21 protein-coding genes are annotated in these 21,240 nt (G+C 38.3%); 12 read left to right on the top strand and 9 right to left on the bottom strand.

Going from position 1 to position 21,240, the window contains the following annotated elements; translation table 11 throughout:
- Nucleotides 1-2 precede the first annotated feature (2 nt).
- The gene (locus tag JAZ75_RS07900; RefSeq protein WP_132769731.1) at nt 3-1,349 is read left to right on the top strand and encodes a RagB/SusD family nutrient uptake outer membrane protein; all 1,347 of its coding nucleotides are present in this window, start codon (nt 3-5) and stop codon (nt 1,347-1,349) included.
- A gap of 111 nt (nt 1,350-1,460) precedes the next feature.
- Here the strand turns inward: JAZ75_RS07900 and JAZ75_RS07905 are convergent, their stop codons facing one another.
- The 3 genes from JAZ75_RS07905 to JAZ75_RS07915 form a co-directional block, all read right to left on the bottom strand.
- Complete coding sequence (locus JAZ75_RS07905; RefSeq protein ID WP_021188425.1) at nt 1,461-1,841, bottom strand: hypothetical protein; 381 nt, start codon at nt 1,839-1,841, stop codon at nt 1,461-1,463.
- 119 nt (nt 1,842-1,960) lie between these two features.
- The gene (locus JAZ75_RS07910) at nt 1,961-2,569 is read right to left on the bottom strand and encodes a MauE/DoxX family redox-associated membrane protein (RefSeq protein WP_021188426.1); all 609 of its coding nucleotides are present in this window, start codon (nt 2,567-2,569) and stop codon (nt 1,961-1,963) included.
- Between the two features lie 22 nt (nt 2,570-2,591).
- Nucleotides 2,592-2,810, bottom strand: coding sequence for a hypothetical protein (locus JAZ75_RS07915; protein WP_208701040.1), 219 nt, complete (start codon nt 2,808-2,810; stop codon nt 2,592-2,594).
- A gap of 255 nt (nt 2,811-3,065) precedes the next feature.
- Here JAZ75_RS07915 and JAZ75_RS07920 point away from each other — a divergent pair, with 255 nt between their 5' ends.
- Nucleotides 3,066-3,341 (top strand): hypothetical protein, encoded by a 276-nt coding sequence (locus JAZ75_RS07920; RefSeq protein ID WP_021188428.1) that lies wholly within the window; start codon nt 3,066-3,068, stop codon nt 3,339-3,341.
- 60 nt (nt 3,342-3,401) lie between these two features.
- Here the strand turns inward: JAZ75_RS07920 and JAZ75_RS07925 are convergent, their stop codons facing one another.
- Complete coding sequence (locus JAZ75_RS07925) at nt 3,402-4,394, bottom strand: AraC family transcriptional regulator (RefSeq protein WP_031287292.1); 993 nt, start codon at nt 4,392-4,394, stop codon at nt 3,402-3,404.
- A 448-nt stretch (nt 4,395-4,842) separates the two neighbouring features.
- Here JAZ75_RS07925 and JAZ75_RS26075 point away from each other — a divergent pair, with 448 nt between their 5' ends.
- The 9 genes from JAZ75_RS26075 (at nt 4,843) to JAZ75_RS07965 (ending at nt 10,883) form a co-directional block, all read left to right on the top strand.
- A complete protein-coding gene (locus JAZ75_RS26075) occupies nt 4,843-4,974 on the top strand; it encodes a hypothetical protein (protein ID WP_021188430.1) in 132 nt (43 codons plus the stop codon).
- Nucleotides 4,975-5,036: 62 nt separating this feature from the next.
- Nucleotides 5,037-5,993: a hypothetical protein gene (locus tag JAZ75_RS07930; RefSeq protein WP_208701042.1), complete on the top strand. Its 957-nt coding sequence runs from the start codon at nt 5,037-5,039 to the stop codon at nt 5,991-5,993.
- Nucleotides 5,994-6,064: 71 nt separating this feature from the next.
- The gene (locus tag JAZ75_RS07935; protein WP_208701043.1) at nt 6,065-7,123 is read left to right on the top strand and encodes a hypothetical protein; all 1,059 of its coding nucleotides are present in this window, start codon (nt 6,065-6,067) and stop codon (nt 7,121-7,123) included.
- Between the two features lie 6 nt (nt 7,124-7,129).
- Complete coding sequence (locus JAZ75_RS07940; RefSeq protein WP_208701046.1) at nt 7,130-7,885, top strand: LytR/AlgR family response regulator transcription factor; 756 nt, start codon at nt 7,130-7,132, stop codon at nt 7,883-7,885.
- Between the two features lie 156 nt (nt 7,886-8,041).
- On the top strand, nt 8,042-8,494 hold the full coding sequence (locus JAZ75_RS07945; protein WP_208701048.1) for a helix-turn-helix transcriptional regulator: 453 nt from the start codon (nt 8,042-8,044) through the stop codon (nt 8,492-8,494).
- Nucleotides 8,495-9,196: 702 nt separating this feature from the next.
- Nucleotides 9,197-9,829, top strand: coding sequence for a hypothetical protein (locus JAZ75_RS07950; RefSeq protein ID WP_208701050.1), 633 nt, complete (start codon nt 9,197-9,199; stop codon nt 9,827-9,829).
- Between the two features lie 6 nt (nt 9,830-9,835).
- Nucleotides 9,836-10,306: a DUF5675 family protein gene (locus JAZ75_RS07955; protein WP_208701052.1), complete on the top strand. Its 471-nt coding sequence runs from the start codon at nt 9,836-9,838 to the stop codon at nt 10,304-10,306.
- A 126-nt stretch (nt 10,307-10,432) separates the two neighbouring features.
- Nucleotides 10,433-10,732 carry a hypothetical protein gene (locus JAZ75_RS07960; protein ID WP_208701054.1) on the top strand — a complete coding sequence of 100 codons (300 nt, stop codon included), beginning with the start codon at nt 10,433-10,435 and terminating at the stop codon, nt 10,730-10,732.
- Complete coding sequence (locus JAZ75_RS07965) at nt 10,719-10,883, top strand: hypothetical protein (RefSeq protein ID WP_208701056.1); 165 nt, start codon at nt 10,719-10,721, stop codon at nt 10,881-10,883. Before JAZ75_RS07960 ends, JAZ75_RS07965 begins: the two co-directional genes overlap by 14 nt.
- Before the next feature lie 417 nt (nt 10,884-11,300).
- On the opposite strand, the gene JAZ75_RS07970 is transcribed toward JAZ75_RS07965, so the two are convergent.
- The 5 genes from JAZ75_RS07970 to JAZ75_RS07990 all read right to left on the bottom strand — a co-directional run bounded on the left by JAZ75_RS07970 (nt 11,301) and on the right by JAZ75_RS07990 (nt 20,336).
- On the bottom strand, nt 11,301-12,803 hold the full coding sequence (locus JAZ75_RS07970; RefSeq protein WP_232789381.1) for an alpha-L-fucosidase: 1,503 nt from the start codon (nt 12,801-12,803) through the stop codon (nt 11,301-11,303).
- Between the two features lie 67 nt (nt 12,804-12,870).
- Entirely contained in the window at nt 12,871-14,865 is a 1,995-nt protein-coding gene (locus JAZ75_RS07975; protein WP_208701059.1) for a RagB/SusD family nutrient uptake outer membrane protein, read from the bottom strand.
- 11 nt (nt 14,866-14,876) lie between these two features.
- On the bottom strand, nt 14,877-18,299 hold the full coding sequence (locus JAZ75_RS07980) for a TonB-dependent receptor (protein WP_208701060.1): 3,423 nt from the start codon (nt 18,297-18,299) through the stop codon (nt 14,877-14,879).
- Between the two features lie 251 nt (nt 18,300-18,550).
- Nucleotides 18,551-19,690: a FecR family protein gene (locus JAZ75_RS07985; RefSeq protein WP_208701062.1), complete on the bottom strand. Its 1,140-nt coding sequence runs from the start codon at nt 19,688-19,690 to the stop codon at nt 18,551-18,553.
- Nucleotides 19,691-19,757: 67 nt separating this feature from the next.
- Nucleotides 19,758-20,336: an RNA polymerase sigma-70 factor gene (locus tag JAZ75_RS07990; protein ID WP_208701064.1), complete on the bottom strand. Its 579-nt coding sequence runs from the start codon at nt 20,334-20,336 to the stop codon at nt 19,758-19,760.
- A gap of 480 nt (nt 20,337-20,816) precedes the next feature.
- Here JAZ75_RS07990 and JAZ75_RS25975 point away from each other — a divergent pair, with 480 nt between their 5' ends.
- Nucleotides 20,817-21,185 carry a hypothetical protein gene (locus tag JAZ75_RS25975; RefSeq protein WP_232789382.1) on the top strand — a complete coding sequence of 123 codons (369 nt, stop codon included), beginning with the start codon at nt 20,817-20,819 and terminating at the stop codon, nt 21,183-21,185.
- The last annotated feature ends 55 nt before the right edge of the window (nt 21,186-21,240 follow it).

A 21,240-nucleotide genomic window follows, 5' to 3' on the forward strand; every position in this document is an offset into this window, starting at 1 on the left:
ATATGAAAAAGGTTGTTTTAATGCTATTATTATGCCAATTTATATTGCAATCCTGCAATAAGTATTTAGATGTACAGTCAAATAATAGATTGGTGGTGCCAAATAGTTTGGAAGATTTACAAGGACTGTTGGATTATTCCAAGAATATGAATTTAAATTATTGTGGCAGTGGTGAAAGTTCATCTGATAATGCGTTTATCCCGATTGAAAATTTAAAAACGCTACCCACAGAACAAAAAGAGCAGTATCTATGGCAGGAGTCAAAATATGGTTTCCCGAATGATTGGTCAACGATGTACACTGCTGTTTATAATGCCAATTTGGTTTTAGAAAAGTTAGATAAAATTCAGCGAATTAAAGAGAATGCAATAAACTGGGATAGGGTAAAAGGTTCGGCTTTATTATTCCGATCTGCGGCTTATCTTAGTTTATTGTGGAATTACTCAAAAAGTTTTGATGCGCAAACAGCAAAGTCGGATCTCGGAATTGTATTGCGCGAATCCTCCGATTTTAATGTTAAATCTACCCGTTCGTCAGTTGACCAATGCTATGCACGTATTCTCACTGACTTAAAGTCTGCAGTAGATTTACTTCCATCCGAAGCAAGTCACATGATGCGTCCAAGTAAAGTAGCAGCTTATGGTTTACTTGCACGAACTTATCTCTCCATGAGGGAATATAAGGAGGCTTTAGTCTATGCCAATGCTTATTTGGAAAGTAAGAATGAATTAATGGATTATAACGACGCGACTTTAGTAAAACCTTCAGCTAATTATCCTTTCACCATATTCAATAAGGAGACGACCTTTTATATGCAACTCGGATCATCAACGTTAACAGCTGCTTATTCAAGTGTGGATACGCTTTTGTATCGTACATACGATGTTAACGATTTAAGGAAAGTTGTATTTTTTAAAATGACGAATTCGATCATAAATTTTAAAGGGCAATATACGGGTTCTAATAATTTGTTTGGCGGTATCGCGACTGATGAAATGTATTTGGTCAGGGCTGAGTGTTTGGCTAGAGAAGGGAAGATAGCTGAAGCGTTAGCGGACATTAATTTACTTTTGAGCAAACGTTATAAATCAACTAGTTTTATGCCCCTTTCTGAAACTAATATCTCGAATTTACTGGATTTAATTTTGCTCGAAAGGAGAAAGGAACTATTATTTAGAGGGTTGAGATGGATGGATATTAAAAGACTCAACCTAGAGGGAAGAATGATCAGTTTGATCAGAGAAGGTGCGGATGGTAAGGTGGAACTAAAACCAAATGATAATCGTTTCGCTATACCTTTGCCAGAGGATATTATTCGGTTGGCTGGTGTTGAGCAAAACCCAAGATAAGAAGTAATAATAGACGGCTCAATTTGACGAGCCGTCTATCGTTTATCAATTTGTAATCTACCATTTTACTGTGGCAATTAATTATTGATAAACAGGGGAGACCTTTATTCCCTATAATGTTCTATTAATAGGATTAAATTGCGTAGCATTTGAACTAGGCTCTTCACTTGGAATGAAACCGCTTCCAACTTTATTAGCTTTAATTTGAACTTTCATAGCATCTAAAGTATTGCCATTTAAGTCTGAGGCATCTACTTCTAGCGAACAAGCTGCTTCTTGTGTGTTATTACAATTCTCTCCATTTGGAGTTGTGGTCCAAAGAGATTCATCTTCCACTTCTGATGCAATCGTAGGATCTCCATGAAAGTATAAAGTGGGACTAAATAGTTTTCCTGTATTTACACCGCTTACTTTAAAAGCAGAAAATGTTGTTATCGTTGCGACAGCTACCATAGCCAGCGCATATTTTTTGAATATGTTTTTTAAGTTCATGGGTCAGGTTTTTATTTCACGTGGTGGAAAAAAAACACGGTAAAAAAAAGTTATGTTAAAAATTGTAATTCATAATTGTTGCCTCTGTCGGTATATGATTTTGGCGGTTTTAATTGGTGTCAAAATACTTTAAATTGATACACCTGACTACTGGGGAAGGTGTTCATTTTCTGGGCCATCACAAATGCATTTGTTTTCACCCCGAATGGTCTGCTCTGTACTGTGCCGATTGAGATTAGGACTAGATACATGAAAAACAACCGCACGCTTTTGCTGTATCCCTCGCTATCACCTGGGGATAATAAAGCAGGACGAAGTATTAACAACCCGAATATAGATATGCTCAATAAGACAATGTTTACAACCAGATGCCACTCCCAGGACATTTCATTAAAGATGGACGAACAGGTACATGGACGCTTTTCATAAACTCCAGCTACGCCCAGACCGATAAAGATGGTAAAAGCCGATAGAAGTAAAATAGAACCCCAATAACCTAACCGCTGCATTTTGTTACTTCGAAAAGCCAGCAAGATACCGGTGAGTATTTCTAGCAGTGGTACCAGCCAAAATATAATGCCTATCGACCAGTCAGGCAATGGTTGCTGCTGCAAGGAAATCCTAAAGTTCTGCCAGCTCCATGCTTTCTCCAAACCAACAAACAACCAAAAGATGATCAAGAAAATACTGATGCTCTTACCGATGATATTTTTTACCTTGTTGTTCATGTTTCCTTATTTTTATTTTCGCTTAACAGCTTCCTTGTTTGTGATTTGGTACGGTGCTATTTTCTATATAATACCACTGTGGTGTTTTCAGTAAATCCACAACTGCTTCACGCATATCGTGAGCTTGATTTTTTAATACCTCTTGTGAGAAACGATTGATACTAACGGTTGAAATAACCAAATATATCAGTCCAATGGCTACAATTATGTATGGGTTATATCGTTTGATTAGAATTTTCATGACCACTTTGTTTTTGTTTACATCTTTACTCAAAGGTAGAGCGTATCTCAAAATTCTATTTCGGCGATTGACGTATTCTGATTTCGGAATTTTTCTTGTAAAGGTTAAGGGGTTAGAAGATTATTTGGTTAGAAATGACCGTCACTTGTTTACTTGTCACTTCGTTACTGATAAGTTGTTAGAAGGTTAGTTCATAGTAGTTAGATTGTTAGTATTGAGTAGTTAGACAGGGTTGGACTTTCCGTAGTAAAATATTTGGGAGATGGCGATCAGGTGATCCAATTTTCAGATCAGGACCTTGTCGATCCAAAGGGTAATCTATACAAAAGCTATAACGCTGGTCCACTAAATGAACCGACAGGAACGTTGCATATTGCGCATGCTGTTAAGGATATCAATTATGGTTTCATAGTTATATTTGATGAGATAAAAGAAAAAGTACCCGATATCAGCTTATTAAGTTTAAGGCTGATCGGCAGAGGTGCCAGCGGAATACCCTTTAACTTTAAAGGTGTAACTGTGAAGTGGTAGCTCAATTTTAAAAGCTGCAAAAGAGCCAATTATTGATCGTAATTGGCTCTTTTGCTTACTTTATTTTTTTTCTGTCAATATTTGTTGCTGATAAGCGCTCGGTCGTATGCCCACCCTCTTGAAGAAAAAATCGGAAAAACTGCTTACCTCGCTATAGCCACAATAAGTGGCTGTTTCACCTACAGTGTACAGGGCTAACTTTTCTTTCGCTTTGATAATAATAAGCTCGTGCAGGTACTGTTGCAGAGTCTGTTTGAAATACTCTTTGTGTACAGCAATTAGCCGTTTGTGTCCGATACTGAATTTTTCAGATAATCCACTTAGTGATAGATTGCTAAATTCTTGACTAACGAGGTCTTGTATAGCGCCTCGTACACGTTTAGCAAGATCTTCATTTGGATCAAGCCATTCATAACTTGTAAATTGTTTGAACTTAGCAATGTCAAATAGGATATAGAGCATTTTGATTATCTCGGCTTCATGACCGGAATGGTAATGAAAAAAAATCTCTTCTAATCGCTGGATCTGATAACTCGTTTTTTCTTTGATAGGCCAGATCGGGGTCTGGAATAATTTCTTTTTATCCCGTAATCGTGCGGTTCTAAATTCATAGAGAAAGCTATGTGAGGGAAAGATGTTAGCTCGAATAAAACCTACATCAATTAATAAACCATAGACAAGATAATGACCGTACTGAAGGTGGACGGAAAATTTTCCTTTTGGTACATAGGCGTACGTGCCATGTCCACCTGGTAGCTGAATATGATCTTCGCTTTTGTTGTTTTTGATAATAATTTGACTTGGGGATTTGAAAGCATAAAGCAGATGAAAATCTGATTTTTCTGTTTTAAGTGGCAAGATACAGTCTGCTTCAGCATATGCTTCAATACGGTATAAGAGTACTGAATGATAGTCCAAATAGGTCTCCATAAGCTGTATGTTTTCGGCTTCGTGCCTAACTGTAGTAGCATCGGGATGCTGTGGCAGAAAGTTGTGCATTGGTCCACTGAATTGTGCAACTTGGGGTATTGGAAAGTGATAGGTTTTGATCATTGATTAGGTGGTTAGATAGCTAGAAGGTTAGTTGGTTACTTCATTGTAATTAGATTATAGTAATTAGATAAGCGTGTCATGGTTTTTACTGCGTTACTTGTTACTATGTTACTGATTACTGGGTTAACTGGCTAGACTATTACGGGTTAGACTTATATGTTACTTATTCTCTCGATATTAAAAGAAAAATTAGTCTATAATAATAATTACCTGTTTAATTGATAAAAATATTTCTGAATAGGTGTTTTTATAAGGTGAATGTAGGGGTTTTAAGAGGTTAAATATTTTATGGCTTTTAAAAGCGTGTAAATAGAGCTGTTATGTGTATTGGGAAATTATTTTCATCAAGTTGGATAGTAGTGCGATTTTAGGGTAAATGTAAGGGCCCTAAATGAACGGTTATCGGCGCCAGATAACTGATGGTATTACTATTTATAAATGAAAAATCATGAAAAGAGACGAATCACTTATTATGGAAATTAAGAAATTGCCTCAAGAAGTAGGTCAGCCTTTTGCGGAGATTAAACGCTATTTGGCCTTCCTGGGCGACGAAAAGAAAAGCGATATTATTTGGCTGTAAAGTTTATTTGGCTGTCTATTATTTATAGACAGCCTATTTATCAAACCTTCAATACTTTGTTTATGAACCTAATCACGCATTCGTGCAGAGACAGTACTGCTTTTAAATTCCGTGAGATTGCACATTATACAACCAATATATATGGGGTGTTCCCAGAACTGACGACTGCACAGTGTTATGAAATGATGCAAACGCAGCAGTCGTTGCAGCGTCTCGTTTTGACCAAAAAATACCGTGAAGATCTGAACAGACAATTACACGTTATTATTTCACAGCTCGATGTAACGCAACAGGGCTGTATCTGGTTTTCTTTTCATATGGGACCTTACCATTTATTGCCTCATCTATTGATCCGGTTAAATGTGAAGCTCTATGTCTTGGTGAGCCAACAGGTATATGACGACTATAGCCAAGAACTTAGTTTAACGCAGTATAGTGAAAACATCCGTTTAATTAATGTGCAAGATAAGGCTGCCATCTGGCATATTAACTATGCTCTGAAATCGGGGCTGCAACTACTCGTATATTTAGATGGAAATATGGGCGTTGGACAACAGTTGAAACATAGCATACAGTTTCCGTTGGGAGATCGATGGTGGTCATTAAGTTCTGTACTGGCAACACTGGCTCAATATCATCAAATACCGGTCGTACCTATTTGGCTACTCGTTAAACCGGATGAAGGCATACAGCTTAAACTTGGCAAAATGCAGATCATTACTGATGCAACAGTATTTTTACAGGACCTCTTTCTGCAATTTTACCATGATCTGCTGTGTTATCCAGCGCAGTGGAAAGGCTGGTTATTTGTGCATCATGATATCCGATCTACCCCCATAAAGTTGGAAAATACAAATACACCACATAGTTACCCCGAATTTATTCCTTATCCGATTTCAGATCAATATTTTTTATTGGAACGGGCGACAGGACTTTTTTATCCTGTGGATGCTTTGCTTTACCAGCATATTATGAGGAAAATGAAAACCGAATTAAATCTGAATTTTGAATTGTTTTAAAAAACAAGTATATTAATGATTTGTCAAGTTAATTTCTTGCGATCCTGTAAACCTAAATCTTACTTTTTGATATGCACGAAAAACGAATTGTTTATCGCTTACCTGGGTACGGTATATTTTTCTTATTAATAGGCTACAGCTTTTTATTCTATCAGGTAAATCATGCTAGTTTTGTTGATCTACCCTTTGTGCAGTTTATCTTTATTGCTTTGGCTTACAGCGGTGTTTTTCTAGCTGTTAGACATTTTATGGTTGATAAGTCGGGATATTTTCGGCGAGGTTTGAAGATACTATTTTATATATTCTGCTTATACATGCTGTATTTCCTGCTGGTGGTCACTATACTGTTTTTACTTCCCAGACAGTGGACAAGTTCTATTTATAAACCTCATCTCCCTATTTCTCTATTGCAGGTGGGACTGGGGCTGGCTGTATTCTTTTTTAAATATAGCTTATATGCTTGTCTGCTCGTGTTGTTCGAGTCGCGGATAAGTGCTCTGGTATGGATGGGAAAACGGTTGCTACTTGTCAAAAAGTTACAGATCCGCAATAACATGTTCCGTCACGATGCGTCGCAAGGGAAGGTTCGAGCTCTTGTACGTGAGGAGGTGGCACACCTGTTACGCAACTTACTGCAACAGTTATATGCTTGGAAAGTTGTTTCTCAAACTGAAAAGCAACATGTTGATCGGTTGCTTCATTATGTGTTAGATGGCTTGTCGGATGAAAAACTGCAGTTTGTTACTTTGGATCAAGAGATGGAAGCGGTCGAACGGCTTAATCAGATCTACCACGATAAGCAGGTAGATCTGCTGTATCCCGACCGTTTGGGAGGCCACCTGGTACCACGTTTTATGCTTGTATCGCTCTTGCAAAACAGCCAGAAACATGGGGTGCATGATAGTTCCGCGCTCTTAGAGATACAGCTGAGCAGGTACATGATGCATATAAAGGTATATAATAAGATCGCTCATGATAAAAACTGGCAGATCGGAACGGATGGAACAGGTATGGACCGATGGCGTGATATTGTAAGGTATTATTATGCCGATGCGGCGGAGGTTCTCACTGAGATGCAGGATGAGCATTATTTACTGACGATTACGATTGACTACAAAAAACAAATTTGATAAATTATGCTGAAGAAAATTAGAGTTGGAATAATCGATGATGACCAGCACGCTATTGATTTTTTAAGTGCCTATGTCGCAAAGACCGATGGACTGGTAAAAGTTTTTGAAACAGTTGATCCACAAAAGGGATTGACAAAGGTGAGGACAGGTACCATCGATTTATTGATAGTGGACATGGTGATGGCTAATCTTTCAGGTATAGAATTGATTGCTCAGATCAAAGAACTGCAACGGCCAAGCCGAAAGTCTAGACTGGGGATGCAGGTCATCATCTGTTCCGGTACGGATAAATATGCCGCTGCAAGCTATCATTATGATGTGACCGATTACCTGCCAAAACCGCTGGAATATTTACGTTTTGTAGAAGCTGTCGACAAAGTAAAACAGTATTGGAATGAGAGGCACCCGATACTTATACCCAATGAACAGATTTTTCTGGTCAAAGTGGGAAATATGTATCATCATAAGCTGGTACGGATACCTGAAATTATTTTTTTGGAGGCCGATGGTATGGAATGTATTCTGTGGTTTGGAGATGCCATCAAGATTGTTGTCGGAAAACCAATGTCTTATGTATTAGAGCGGTTACCCCGTGAACGCTTTATTCAATGCCACCGTTCATTTGTGGTTAACACGGATTATATCGTTGATATTTTCAACAAGGAAATTAAGATGCGATATCTGGCAAATGAGGTGTCGGTCGGTGACCGAAATATTTATAAAGAATTTAGGTTATGGGAAGTGTCTAATAAACTGTGATGCAGTATTTTTAATTCTTCATCAGATGTTCAGGATGATATAATCATGAAGAAGCAGTCTGAGTAAATTAATACTAAATATTAATTTTCAAGTTTTCACTGTGCTCCCATCAGGAAGTACGCTAACCGTTTATGGTCTTGTTTATGCCCAGTAGCTATGTCAAAAATCAAGCTTATCGAACAGATGCAACAGACTTTAACCCAATTGATGCAATATGAGGTGCAGCCCCTGCTGTCCGATATTCCGTACGAATATTTACTGAAGGAGACCATCGCGCGTTTTCCTGCTGACCCGACCTCCCCTCAGGTTCTGTCGAACATATATGAATTTGTATGTCTTGCTTCTCCTCATCTTAAGGAGCAACAGGTACAACAAGAAAACATACCGCCGTATGTCGATATTGAATGGATCTGTTCGGTACTTGATATTAGTAGATCTACTTTTTACGAATCTGTCAACCGCATATTACTTTTTCCAGTCGTGAAAGTCGGAAGGCGGCCTTATTTTTTAAAATCGGAGGTCGCAGCTCTATTTGAAAGAACCAAAGGGATGGGGCCTCATATTTTGGGGAAATTAGCAAGTAAAGCACGAAAAAATTTAATCGATTGACTATTCCCAATTCTTTCTTGAATCACTCTTTTGCTTCGGCTATCCACAAATTGTGATTAAACAAGCACTAATTGTGAATGAGGGATTACTTATCCACAATTAGTAAACAGTTGTTGAAAAATAGGGAACACTTATTATAAAATAGCACTCACTAATTCTAAAACTTCGATCTAAGTTTCAGCAAAGTTATCCCCTGATTGTGAATAAGGAGATACTTATTGTAGAAAGATGCTCACTAGTTAACCATATTGTCTTGCTCATTCTTAAAAAGTGAACCTTCATCGCTAAACTGTATTCGAGTTTTTAAAATTATCATTTCTTCTTATTAAACGTTAAGTGCTGTCTTGTCGATTGGTAGCCGATCTTTCTAAAGAAGTGCGCCCTTCTTATAAAAGAGCATTTGCTTTTTATAAATTTTCTGATGATTGTTCTCAAGTACGGAATGCTAAAAGTTAAATAGTATCCCACTTTGATGTGCTACATCAAATATATGTCTTGATTATTGTTTGGAATCAACTTTTGTCACAAAGCTTTTGAATTTGTTTGTCCGGAAGTCCGCTCGGTCGTCCGTTAATGTCCGTTAGTGTCCGGAAGTTCCATTTCTTGCAGGTACCACGGCTATGTTTGCTTCATGATGTTCGTCCGGAAGTGCATCTGAAACTAATTTTTTAACGGAGCTAAAGCTCAATAATACCTAGTGATATGAGAAAGAAAAAAGTAATCCTGGACTATTCAGGAATCAGCGATCATGAATTCAATACCATGATCGGAAAGGTGCTGGACTGTTTGGATGGGCACACGCTTTTGACCGATTTGCCCATTCCATTAGCTGATCTGAAAACACAGGCTGATGATTTTAAACTGAAATGGCAGAAAGCGAGCCGCGGTGGAAGTCTTTTGGAAATTGAAGAGAAGAATGAGAGCAAGAAGGCGTTGGTCCAAAGTTTACGGAGTATTGCTTTTTATGTCAATACCGTTGCCGATGGCTCCCGCTCCATCTTATTGAGCTCGGGATTGATTTTGGAACTTGACCCTAGAAATGTAGAGGTTCCTGCTGTGGTTAAAGAGGTGGCATTGCTTGATGGAAAACAGCGTGATCAGTTGCAGGTCAGATTTAAGCCTCTTAAAGAGGCGATCCTGTATGAGTACCAGGTATCAAATGAACTGGATCAGTTTGAACAACCGATATGGGGAGAGACTTTTCAGGCCAGTTCCAGTTATGGGAATGTTTTTTCGCCTACCAAACCCGGTTATGTTTACTATCTAAGGGTGCGTGCACGTAACAGAAGGGGGATCGGTGATTGGTGTGATGTGGTCAGTTTAACAGCTCGCTAAAACGGTATGGGAAATGTGCTGGTGAAGCGAATCAGACAGGGGAAGCAAAGTACCCTGTCTCATCTCTATATCGATGGAGAATTTGTGTGCTATGTATTGGAAGATGCCATTCGCGATGTGAAAATCAAAGGTGAAACGGCAATTCCATCCGGCAAGTACTCGATGATCTTAAATACCTATGGCGCCATGAATGCGCGGTATAAACGCCGGTTTCCAGATTTTCATCAGGGTATGATCGAGATTAAAGAGATTTCCAATTATAGTTATGTCTACATTCATATCGGAAATAATATTGGTGATACTTCTGGCTGTATTCTGGTTGGTAATAGCTGGGAATTGGTCGAAGGGGATTATGAGTTGCGGAAATCGAGAAAAGCATATGTCTCTTTATATAAAAGGCTGATCGGCAAAATGGCAGATGAAGTGGTGTGTTTTGAAGTTAGTAACCAAATGCTAGATAGTGACGGAGTAATCTAGTAACATAGTGATGATGTTAGAGAGTGAGAAGGTTAGTAAGTGAGAAAGGTTTAACTAACTAACTAACTAACTAACTAACTAACATCTAGCTTTTTAACCTTTTAACCCTCTAACCTTAAAAAAACAATGAAAAAAATCATAAAAAAAATAAACGGTGCTATACAGATCATCTTGCTGGCGCCTGTGAAGTTGCCGGGTAAAGTCTTAAATATCATCAAGTATATCGGACTTGGATTGGGTATTATCGAATCGGTTATCGTAGAAGATAAAGAAGTCGAATCTGCGACTAAAAATAATTCGCAAGGACGTCCTTCAGATGGCTTGTTGGATGGTGTAGAAGATGATTCCGGTACTATAAAACCTTCGGACCGTATCGTAAAATATGACCTGGAAAGTGGAAAGGAGATCAGGGATGAAACTGAATGATATCCGGATCTCGGCACTTGGAGGAACCATTTGCTCTATATGGGCTAGTTTCTCCTTTGGCGATCTTTTACAGACTGTGATCTTGGCGGCTATTGGTACGCTAGTTAGTTTTGTGACGAGTCGCTTATTGGGAAGAAAAAAAAGTAAATAAATATATAAGTGCCTGTGAAAGCAGGTACTTGTTTGTTATATATGATATGCATGGGCTTTCGTTAATCCAACAAAAGACTGAGATTTCGTTACTTATTTCGACTTGTACTAAATTATAATTTTATGATCTGGTCAACGGTAGGAATGAATGATAAATTTTAAATCAGCGATTATTACACAAAGCGGTATTTCCATTTGCTAAAGATATCATTACAATGGGAAAGAAATCCGAATCTCGGAGAAAATCCTAGCTGGTAGAATTGATATATTAGTCATTTAATTACTGTAAACGACAAGGCTGCTTAGATGAAATTTAAGCAGCCTTTTGTGTGTTCAATTAAAACGATGAAGTAAAGTGGCAATTTTATGAAGCCAAGCAGCAAGTGGGTCTAGTTTTCTGCTTGGGTTCTATTCATAATTACTGAATATAATGGTACAGACCGATATTCTGTATCATCGGATTTAATCTGCTTTCAAGTATTTTAAGGCGAACATATTTTCCTTTGATGGTCTTAAATTGTAAAATTCTTCTTGAGCCTATTGTTGTTCCAGATACAATTTTAGTCCAAGAATTATTTTGTAGCACCTCCAGCTCAAATTTTTCTACACGCTGTCCATGTTTTATAAATTCTGAAATATCCAGCAGATTAAATTCTTGCTCTTTTCCCATATCAAAAACAAAGGTTGCAGTATCCTGTCCTTTTGTTGTCCAATATTGATCTGTTTTATCCTTTTTTGTCCGGATTTTCTTATTCTGATTTATTAGTTTCGCAGAAGATGTTTTCAACAAATTATTAGCAAAGATTTGATCTCTTAAATTCTTCCACCCAATAAGTGCCTGTTCATCCTTTTCGTGAATGAGACCATCTTTTGAAGGGGGGATATTCAGTAGTAATACACCATTTTTCCCGACAGAGTTAAAATAGATATCCAAGAGCTTTTCGGGGGTCTTTACTTGATCATTTTGATTTTCATGGAAAAACCATCCCGGTCTTATGGAAACGTCAGTTTCGGCAGGATACCAAACTAATGCTTCTGCTTTTTCGATCTGACTTCTTGATCCTAAATCGCTATTTCTCATGTCACCTTTAGGTTTTATAGTTATGTCCTGCTGCGAATCACCTGCTACGGCATCCTGTCTGAGCGCAGCAGTTGGTACGACAGACCACTCTGTATCTCTTCCATAACCGGTCTCTGTACCGACCCACCTTACATCTGGCCCCATCACGGCGATGACTGCTTCGGGTTGAAGAGCCCTTATCGTCTTATAATATCTTTCAAAATCGTATTCTTGTTTTTTGCCATTTGGACCTTCTCCGTTTGCACCGTCAAACCATACTTCATCGACTTGGCCATATTGTGTCAATAATTCTGTCAGTTGCTTGACAAAAAAATCATTATAAGCTTCTGTTCCGTAAACGGCTTCGTGTTGATCCCAAGGAGATAAGTAGACACCAAATTTTACGCCATGTTTACGGCAGGCATCGGATAATTCTTTCATGACGTCGCCTTGACCATTTAAATAAGGGGAGTGTTTAATGGAATGCTTCGTTGTGGCGGTTGGCCATAAACAGAAGCCATCATGGTGTTTTGCTGTTAAGATCAATAGTTTTATCCCGGCTTTTTTAGCAATTTTTACCCATTGTTCGGCATCTTGTTTTTTAGGGTCAAACAATTTAGGATCTTCTTTGCCATCTCCCCATTCTTTACCGGTAAATGTATTGATCCCATAATGTATAAATCCGGTTACTTCAAGCTCTTGCCATTTAAGTTGACGCTTGGTTGGTCTTACGTGTGCCGCTTTTCTGATGATGTCTTCTTTTGTATCTTCAGGTTTTAATTCCACATAATTCTGCTGTGCAAGTGTTATCGATGCCAGACAAATAAGCCCAAAGAGGGCAGACATCTTGATGTAATTCATTTTTATATTTTTAAAACCCCCCATATTGCATTTTGGCAATACGGGGGGTAAGTTTTAATTACTAGGGTTAGTTATTTGCTCCTTGATTGGCCATTAATGGCCAGCCCGGATTTTGGTATATACTGGACGATTCCGGTGAACCGTCTGGTGAAGTTATGGTAAAGTGGCTCATGGCAATTGGATTTAAATAATGTGCACTGATCCATTTATACCCGTCGAGGACTAAATTAGTTGCCGCTAAGTTGATGCGGTAAGGTCTAAGATAATTGCTTTCAGACTGCAGGGAAACATTAGCTGTTTTTCCTGAAGTATTTGGCTGTATTAACGATGAAACTCCTTTTTCATCTTTATACCATTCTTGCATTGGTCCCCATATTTTCATGCCTTCAACAATATAAGGTTTTGCCGCAAGTTGGTCTAATGCCCGCCAGCGTTTTAGATCTGCAAAGCGCATGCCCTCAGCAACTAATTCCAGGCGTCTTTCTCTCCGGATATTATATAAAACTTTATCCGATAATAATTGTCCTGCAGAATAAGCCCCGAAATCACCTTTTGCTTCCATATTCATATCGGTATTATTGACCGTATTCATATAGTCGGTGTTGACTCCAGCACGTTCCCTGATTTGCGTCCAGTATGCCTGCGCCTTAGCATTGACCGAACCATTTTTAAGGTAACTGGCTTCGATATAATTTAAGTAAGCTTCAACGGCTCTGAATACAATAGAACCGGTGGTGCTTGTTGCACCTTCGGATTGTGCAATCAGGTAATTGAACCCTTTCTTAAGGGCATAACCTGTTACATATCGAGTTTCAGCAATACCCAAAATATCCGGTTTTCCCTCTACGATATCTTGCCCATTGGTATTCTTTCGATCGGTATAGCTTAACTCTCCCGGAGCTTTCATAAAGATCTGTAAACGGTTATCACGGTCAATCTTTACATCGCTGATTAAATTATCGCCTTTATATCCTGAATTTGCGGCATAAATCGGTAATCCATTGGCCATGGTAAAATTTTCAACTAATCCTTTTGCATATCCTGAGTTACCTGCATTTCTGTTCATGTAATGGTTTACAGCATGTGTAACATTCAAAGGTAGGCTATATTGCCTCCAAAGAAGCACTTCACTATAAGCATTTAGGTCAAAATCACCAAACATCTTGAAATAAGGATTATTGGATGAATTAAAGCCATTATCTTTTGTATTGTTAACTAATGCTACTCCATCTGCTACCAACTGCGCAGACTCCATGGCCTGTGTCAGGAAGTAGTCGATTTCCTGATCGATGTTCATGGCGAAATTAGGATTTGATTTTGCTCCTGGCCATCCCGGTCCGCCGGGTACTAAAGCAGTTCCTTTATGGTATTTTAACCAAGTAGCTTCATGCAGTGCCACACGGGATTTTAACAATAGTGCTGCATTTTTGGTGATCCGAGTTTTTCCGGAAGCAGTTGTTGTACTGAGTAAAGTAGCCGCTGAATCCAGATCTGCGATGATAAAACGGGCAACTTCGTTTCGCGGTTTACGAGTAGAAATGACGGTTAATTCCTCCAGATTATCTTTTACGGTATTTTTTAAGATGGGGAAATCTCCCAATGCCTGTACTTTGTTGAAGTATTCATAAGCCCGTAAGAAATAGGCTTCACCGATGTAATGCTCAATATTGAGCTTATTGCCGGTTATGCTGTTACTTTTCCATTTGGGAAGTACCGATTCGAGGAAATAATTGACCTGACGGATATTCGTAAAATCCCAGTCTCCACCTGTAGCGCCTACCCGCCATTCGCCAGGTACCCAACGTGTCGCATAGCCCGAAGTCACTTGATTGTCTGTCCCGTTATCATTAGCAAATGTACCCAATCCCCAACCTCCATGTGTTGGGAAATTGTAACGGGTAATGGTATATGCCGCGAGATCAGCTTCTGTATTTAAGTACTCTGAGGGTGTTACCTCGGACAAAGGTGCTCTATCCAAATATTTATTACAGGATAATAATGTACTAAAGGCAAGTACCGCTGCGCAGAGTTGTTGTATCTTATTTATATAGCTCTTTTTCATTATTCAAATCATTAAAAATTCACACTTAATCCAAAAGAATAGATGGTTGAGAACGGGTATGATTTACCATCGTTCCATCCTCCTAAACCTACCGTCTCCGGGTCAAATACTTTTGCCATTTTTGTAAATGTCAATAGATTCTCTCCGGAAGCATATACACGGATTTTTGACAGTCCGATCTTTGATAATAAAGCAGGGTTGAAGGTATAGCCGAGCTGCGCATTTTTTAACCGTAGATAAGCGGCATTCTGTATATATCGTGTCTGGGTCTGCTGGTTCTTTTGGGTGTTGAAATAAGGTCTTGGTAGGTAGGCATCGGTGTTGATCCCCAGCACATCGTTCTGTACCATCACTGAATTCTCGTCCCTAAAGAAATCCATGTTTTCCTGGAAACCTGCCGATTGCCACATACCGCCATTGGCACCCCAGAAATAAGGTCCGTTGGGCACGTGATCCCGTTTTCCAATTCCCTGAAGAAATACCCTAACGTCAAATCCTTTATAATTGGCCGTAAGATCTAAACTGTATCTAAAGCGGGGTAGGCTATTGCCGATAATGCTCATATCACCTGGATTAGCCAAGGTACTTGCTCCATTATTTACCTGTCCATCTCCATTTTTATCCAAATACATAACATCTCCTGCTTGCCATTTGGTAGCGAAAGATTGTTTGGTATTGGCAATATGTGCATCCATCTGCTCCTGAGTCTGTGCGATACCTAGCGTTGTGTAACCCCAGATCTCTCCGTTCTTTTTACCGTTGTACCATTGGGTAAAATTTCCGGTTGAATTAGGGTATTTGGTGATGGTCTGTTGATCGTCTGATAATACAGCACGTACGCCATAGTTGAAATCTCCGATATCGTCTTTCCATGAAAGTTCAACTTCAAACCCTTTAGAGTACATTTCTGAATTATTGATGCGAGGTACCGCTGTTCCTAAAATCGCAGGTAGATCGGGTGCTGGACCAATCATGTCATAGGTATTTCTTTTATAGAGATCAAATGCGAGTCCTAAGCGATTGTTGAGAGCCGCGACATCCAATCCCAGATTCCAGCTGGAAACACGTTCCCAGGTTAAAGAAGAGGAGATTAAATTTGGAGCACTTGCCGAATTTGGTTTCACACCATTGAGTAACCAGCTACCCTGTCCAGCTGTAACCGGCATGATGGAATAGAAAGGATACCAGTTGTCTGTTCCTTGATTCCCTAGTTCTCCATATGATCCTCTAAGTTTGAATAAGGATATTTCAGATTTTAGAGGCCAGAAGGCTTCGTTGGAGATATTCCAGCCTGCAGAAAATGAAGGGAAGAGATTCCATCTTAGGTCTTTCGGAAATCGGGATGAACCATCATAACGGGCATTTAATTCCAAGAGGTAACGGTCTTTATAGCTATAATTGACCCGGCTAAAAAATCCTGCAATAGCCCAGTGCTGATAACCACCATTGGTTTTCGGATCTAATGTTGCGGTATTTAACGTAGGGATATCGTCTGTGATCAAACCGCTCATATTACCGCTTAGCGTTCTGTACTTATTCAATTCTGAATTGAATCCTGCCAGAACTGTAAACTGGTGGTCTTCGGCAATATTGAAACTATAGTCTGAAAATAAATTGGTACTGAAGTATTCATCTTTTCGAGCAGTTTCCCCGACACTGGTTCCGCCAGCACTGTTGTATCCGACCGGAACAAGGAAAGGTTCTTTGTTTACTGCATAAGCATAAGCTTTTAAGATTTCCCCGTGATCATTCCTATTGGTGATTCTGTAATTGACATTACCGGTGATATTCCAACCTTTGACCGGTTGATATTTTAACTGGATCTGCTGATATAAAAAGTCTTTTTGGTAGTTGGTACGTCCTCCGTCCAGTAATTGATTTATTTCTGAAGGTTCTGAAAAGAATCCATTATCATCGCGTACAGGAACTGTTGGCCAGCGTCGGGCTATATTATGATAATAAAGGTCATTCATATGCGTTGCTTTATCAAAATCTTCTCTTACAAACCGGGTATTTGTTAATAGATCTAGCTTATCGGAAATTTTGATATCTAATTTTGTAGCAAATGAAAAACGTTTGAAATTATCGTTTGCATATTTATTTAAACCATCCTGATCCATATAATTCAGTGAAGAATAATATTTAACACGGTCTGATCCACCGTTCACACTCATGGTATGTTCATGTGAAGTGGAGAAGTTTTTATAAAATTCTTCAAACCAGTTGGTATTGGCGTTCGATCCGGTATAGTACTGCCATTTTCCATCTGCACCCGCTGTGGAGACGGTACTGATTTCTCCATTTTGATAGGCAATGATTTTATCAAGGACAGTTTGTGAAAATTTGGCCGCTTCGCCATCATTCGCTGCGACTTCATTGTAATAATAAGCAAATGTTTTAGAATCCAGCATGGTTGGTAAACCTCGTGGTGCACTTAACCTGATATTGTTGTTGTAATTGACCACCGGTTTTCCGATTTTCCCTGCCTTGGTTGTAATTAAAATAACACCGAAAGGAGCTCTAGAGCCATATATAGCGGCTGAAGCGGCATCTTTTAAAACGGATATATTTTCGATATCCTGCGGATTTAGCGCATTCATATCGCCCTCCATTCCATCGATCAATACCAATACAGATGAAGAGGAACCAACACCAATTGTACCTGCTCCGCGTATATTGACACTCATGGTTTGGTTAAGTTCGCCACCTAGACCAGCAGTTTGCAGATTTAGTCCCGGTACCATGCCTTGCAGGGCCTGTCCCAAATTTTGAACGGGTCTGGATTCGAGTTGTTTGGCACTTACTGTTGATACAGCACCTGTCAAATTGATTTTTTTCTGTGTGCCATAGCCGACAACAACGACTTCATCCATGGCGGAAGAGTTTTCTTCCATTATGAAATTCATCTGAGAACCCGCGGGCTTTTCTGAAGTCCTATAACCTACATAGCTAAAAACTAGTATTGATGTAGCGTCTTTAACAGGTAATTTAAATGTGCCATTTTCACTGGTTATAGTAGCATTGCTTGATCCTTTTTCTTTGACAGTCACGCCAGCTAAAGGTTTGTTATCTGCATCTGTGATACGGCCTGAAGCAATGGTTTGCTGTTGAATAGAGACAGATGGCGTTGTCTTTGTATTTTCCTTCTTTGGCGTGATCAAGATTGTTTTTCCATTCAATTCGTAATCAAACGGTTGGTCAGTGAATAATAAAGACATTGCCTGTTGCAAGGGAAGTTTATGTAGATCTACCGTTACCAGTTTAGCGCTGCTTATTAATTCGGTATTGTATACCAAATGATATCCAGTTTGTTTACGTATACTGGATAAGACCTCTTTTAAGCGTGCATTTTTTACCTTTAAACTAATCTCTTGCGACATGACGTTCGCGGAGACTTGTAGACCGGCAATAATTAGAAAAGTTGTTATTTTCATTTTTAAGAAAAAACCATTACATAACATTGAGGAAGTTTGCTTCAAAAAAATGAAAAGCATTTCCCTACAATGCATCATAATATTCATACATTTGTTCATAAGGTTAGTGATTAATAGTATTTTAAGTTTAGTTCATTACCCTTTTTATAGGGTCCAGCTGCATGGCCGTGCGGCTGGATTTCTTTTTTAGGCTTGTCTGTTTAGTTGTTTTTTATCATAGGCGATTTTTGTCATTAGATTTTAACTGGTTCTTATTTTTCTGCAGCGAGCATCTGCTGTTGAAATTGAAATTTAACAGGTCCGGTCTTTTCTAGCATGGTTAACACATCAGAAAGTCTTACATGCTTTGATATCTGAAGGGTGTATCGTGTATTTGGCAAAGAATTGTAGTCAACGTGCACATCATACCATCTCGCTATGACGCGAAGGATAGTTGATAACCTTTCATCATCAAACTGAAAATAACCATTTTTCCAAGCCATCACCGATTCAATATCTGCTTCACTTTGTGTAGAGGTTCCTGAGGTATTATGCGTACTTAAACTAAAATTTGGTCTCATCAAAATAGGCTGTTCTCGGTCTTTATTCAAGGTGCTTATTGCTACTTGACCTTCCAGTAGTGTTGTTTGCGAATAAGCATCATCCTGATAGGAGTTGACGTTAAAATGTGTTCCTAATACGCGAATTTCCTGTATTGCATTCTGAACAATAAATGGAACTTTTTTCTTTGCGACTTCAAAATATGCTTCCCCTTTAAGGAGAACTTTTCGTTGTTTTTTAAAGTTTAGATTATAGGATAGGGAAGATTCTGAATTCAACCATACATGCGTACCATCAGGTAGTACTACCTCATATTGTCCTCCTCTAGGTGTTTCAATCGTGTTGTTACCCATTAAATTTGTGGTATGATCATCTCGCAGCACATACAAGAGTTGACCATCTTTGTTTTTTTGAATAGTCAAGCCCTTCTCTTCTAAGACAGTACGCGTATTGGGGTCACTATCATCCAATGTTATTATTGTCCCATTTGCTAATTTTAATAAGGCTTTATTTTTTCCTGGCAATACATTTTCAGCATTATTCGCGATTTGCTGGTGCGTTGTTGTATTCCATCTTTGATAATAATACGTGATACCCGACAGTGTGATCAATACAGCTGCTGCTATGGACGCCCAGTGCCTCCAGTTGTAAACCTTTACTTGATGAGTTCCTATACGACTTTCTATCTTTGATAAGATTTCAAGCCTACGGTCCTCAGTAAAAAAAGAATCATCCAAATGTTCATTATGGCGATATGTCGCATGAAATTTGGATAATAGTTCCTCTTCTTCGATGGATGTTTCGCCATTGAGGTATTTATCTAATAATGTTAGAAATTCTTGTTTTCTCAAAATTTAAGGTTATTTATATATAAGAGTAAATAATGGATGGCTATCCCTAGTCAATTATTTATTTTTTTTATCGATTGATTAAAAAAAGTATAAATAGCTCTATACTGAGTGTTTTTCCCAATTGACTACGCAAGTAAACTAATGCATTTGCAATGTGGTATTCGACAGTTTTAGTGCTTATAGCCAATTTTTCTGCAATTTCTTTATGAGTGAGATGCTCCAAGCGACTCAATTTAAATACTTCTTGGCAACGTGAGGGTAGCTCTTCTATGATCTGGTCTATTTGCTGTTGCAATTCTTTATATTCCATAAGTTGCTCATTGGAATTATCTTCCAACGTATCAATAAAATCTAAAATATCATCATTAATAACCTGTTTTCTTAGCTGGCGAAGTACTTCATATTTAACAGCTGCATAGAGGTATGATTTTAAAGATAGTTTTATGAAAAGTTTTGAACGGATTTCCCAAAGATTAACAAAGACCTCTTGTATTACATCATTGGTTTTGTCATAATCTTGGAGTATACGAAAGCTAGACTGGTATAAATATATCCAATACTTATTATAAATTTCAGTAAGTGCCGAATGTTCGCTCTCCCTTAACTGAGCTAATAGCTCGGCATCCCCATTTGGAGTATTTTTCATAAATTTGGTAGACTAATGGCACAAGATATATAATTAACCTGCTAAAAACAAATTATGTCATACATAATTTGTTTTTAATTCGTAATAGATATCTGTTTGATATATAGCTTTTTATGGAGAGTAGGCTTTTAAGCGAGATTATAAGATAAGAAGACAGAAAGTTAAATTTGTATATTAGATAGGTTAATTGTAACGAAGTGCTTGTACAATAATTAAGGATGACTTGGTTAGGAGGGCGAGACTATCATTAGAAGGTTAGATATTGTTAAAAAGTTTTGAAGGTAGTAGGTTAGACTATTATTACTGCGTTACGTGAAACTGTTTTAAAAGTTAGGTAGTTAATCTTTAATAATTATCTTAAAGCTAAGTATAAACTTTTTACCATCTCATTCGGATCTTTCTATTGTTTTAAGGGACGTGGCGGATCCTTGAACTGTGTCATGGATCAGTCGGTTGTACTTACTTAAACACTTTAGCATCATGGATAAATTGCCGTATTTTTTGGATAAGAGGATATTTGGCCTTATCTTTGAAATAGGAGAGATAGGTAAATTAACAGAGGAGGATCTCATGTCATACGAAGCAAGTTTGAAACATAAGCGTGATGCTGAGAGTGTATATAATTCAGCGTTGAAGGCAGGTCGAATATCTGGTCATGCTCAAGGAGTGATTGAAGGAAAGATCGAAGGAAAGATTGAAGGAAAGATTGAAGGAAAGATTGAAGGAAAGATTGAAGGTGAGCGAAAAAAAGCTATTGAGACGGCCATTAATTTGAAAAAAATGGACATTTCGATTGAAAAAATTTCTAAAGCCACGGGGCTTTCTATAGAAGAAGTTGAACAGCTTTAGTTGTCTTCATATTTTATAAAATGAGCTTGCTAAAGCTTTGTTATAAATATATTCT

This window comes from Sphingobacterium sp. UDSM-2020 (genome assembly GCF_016132525.1).
Taxonomy (GTDB): Bacteria; Bacteroidota; Bacteroidia; order Sphingobacteriales; family Sphingobacteriaceae; genus Sphingobacterium; species Sphingobacterium anhuiense.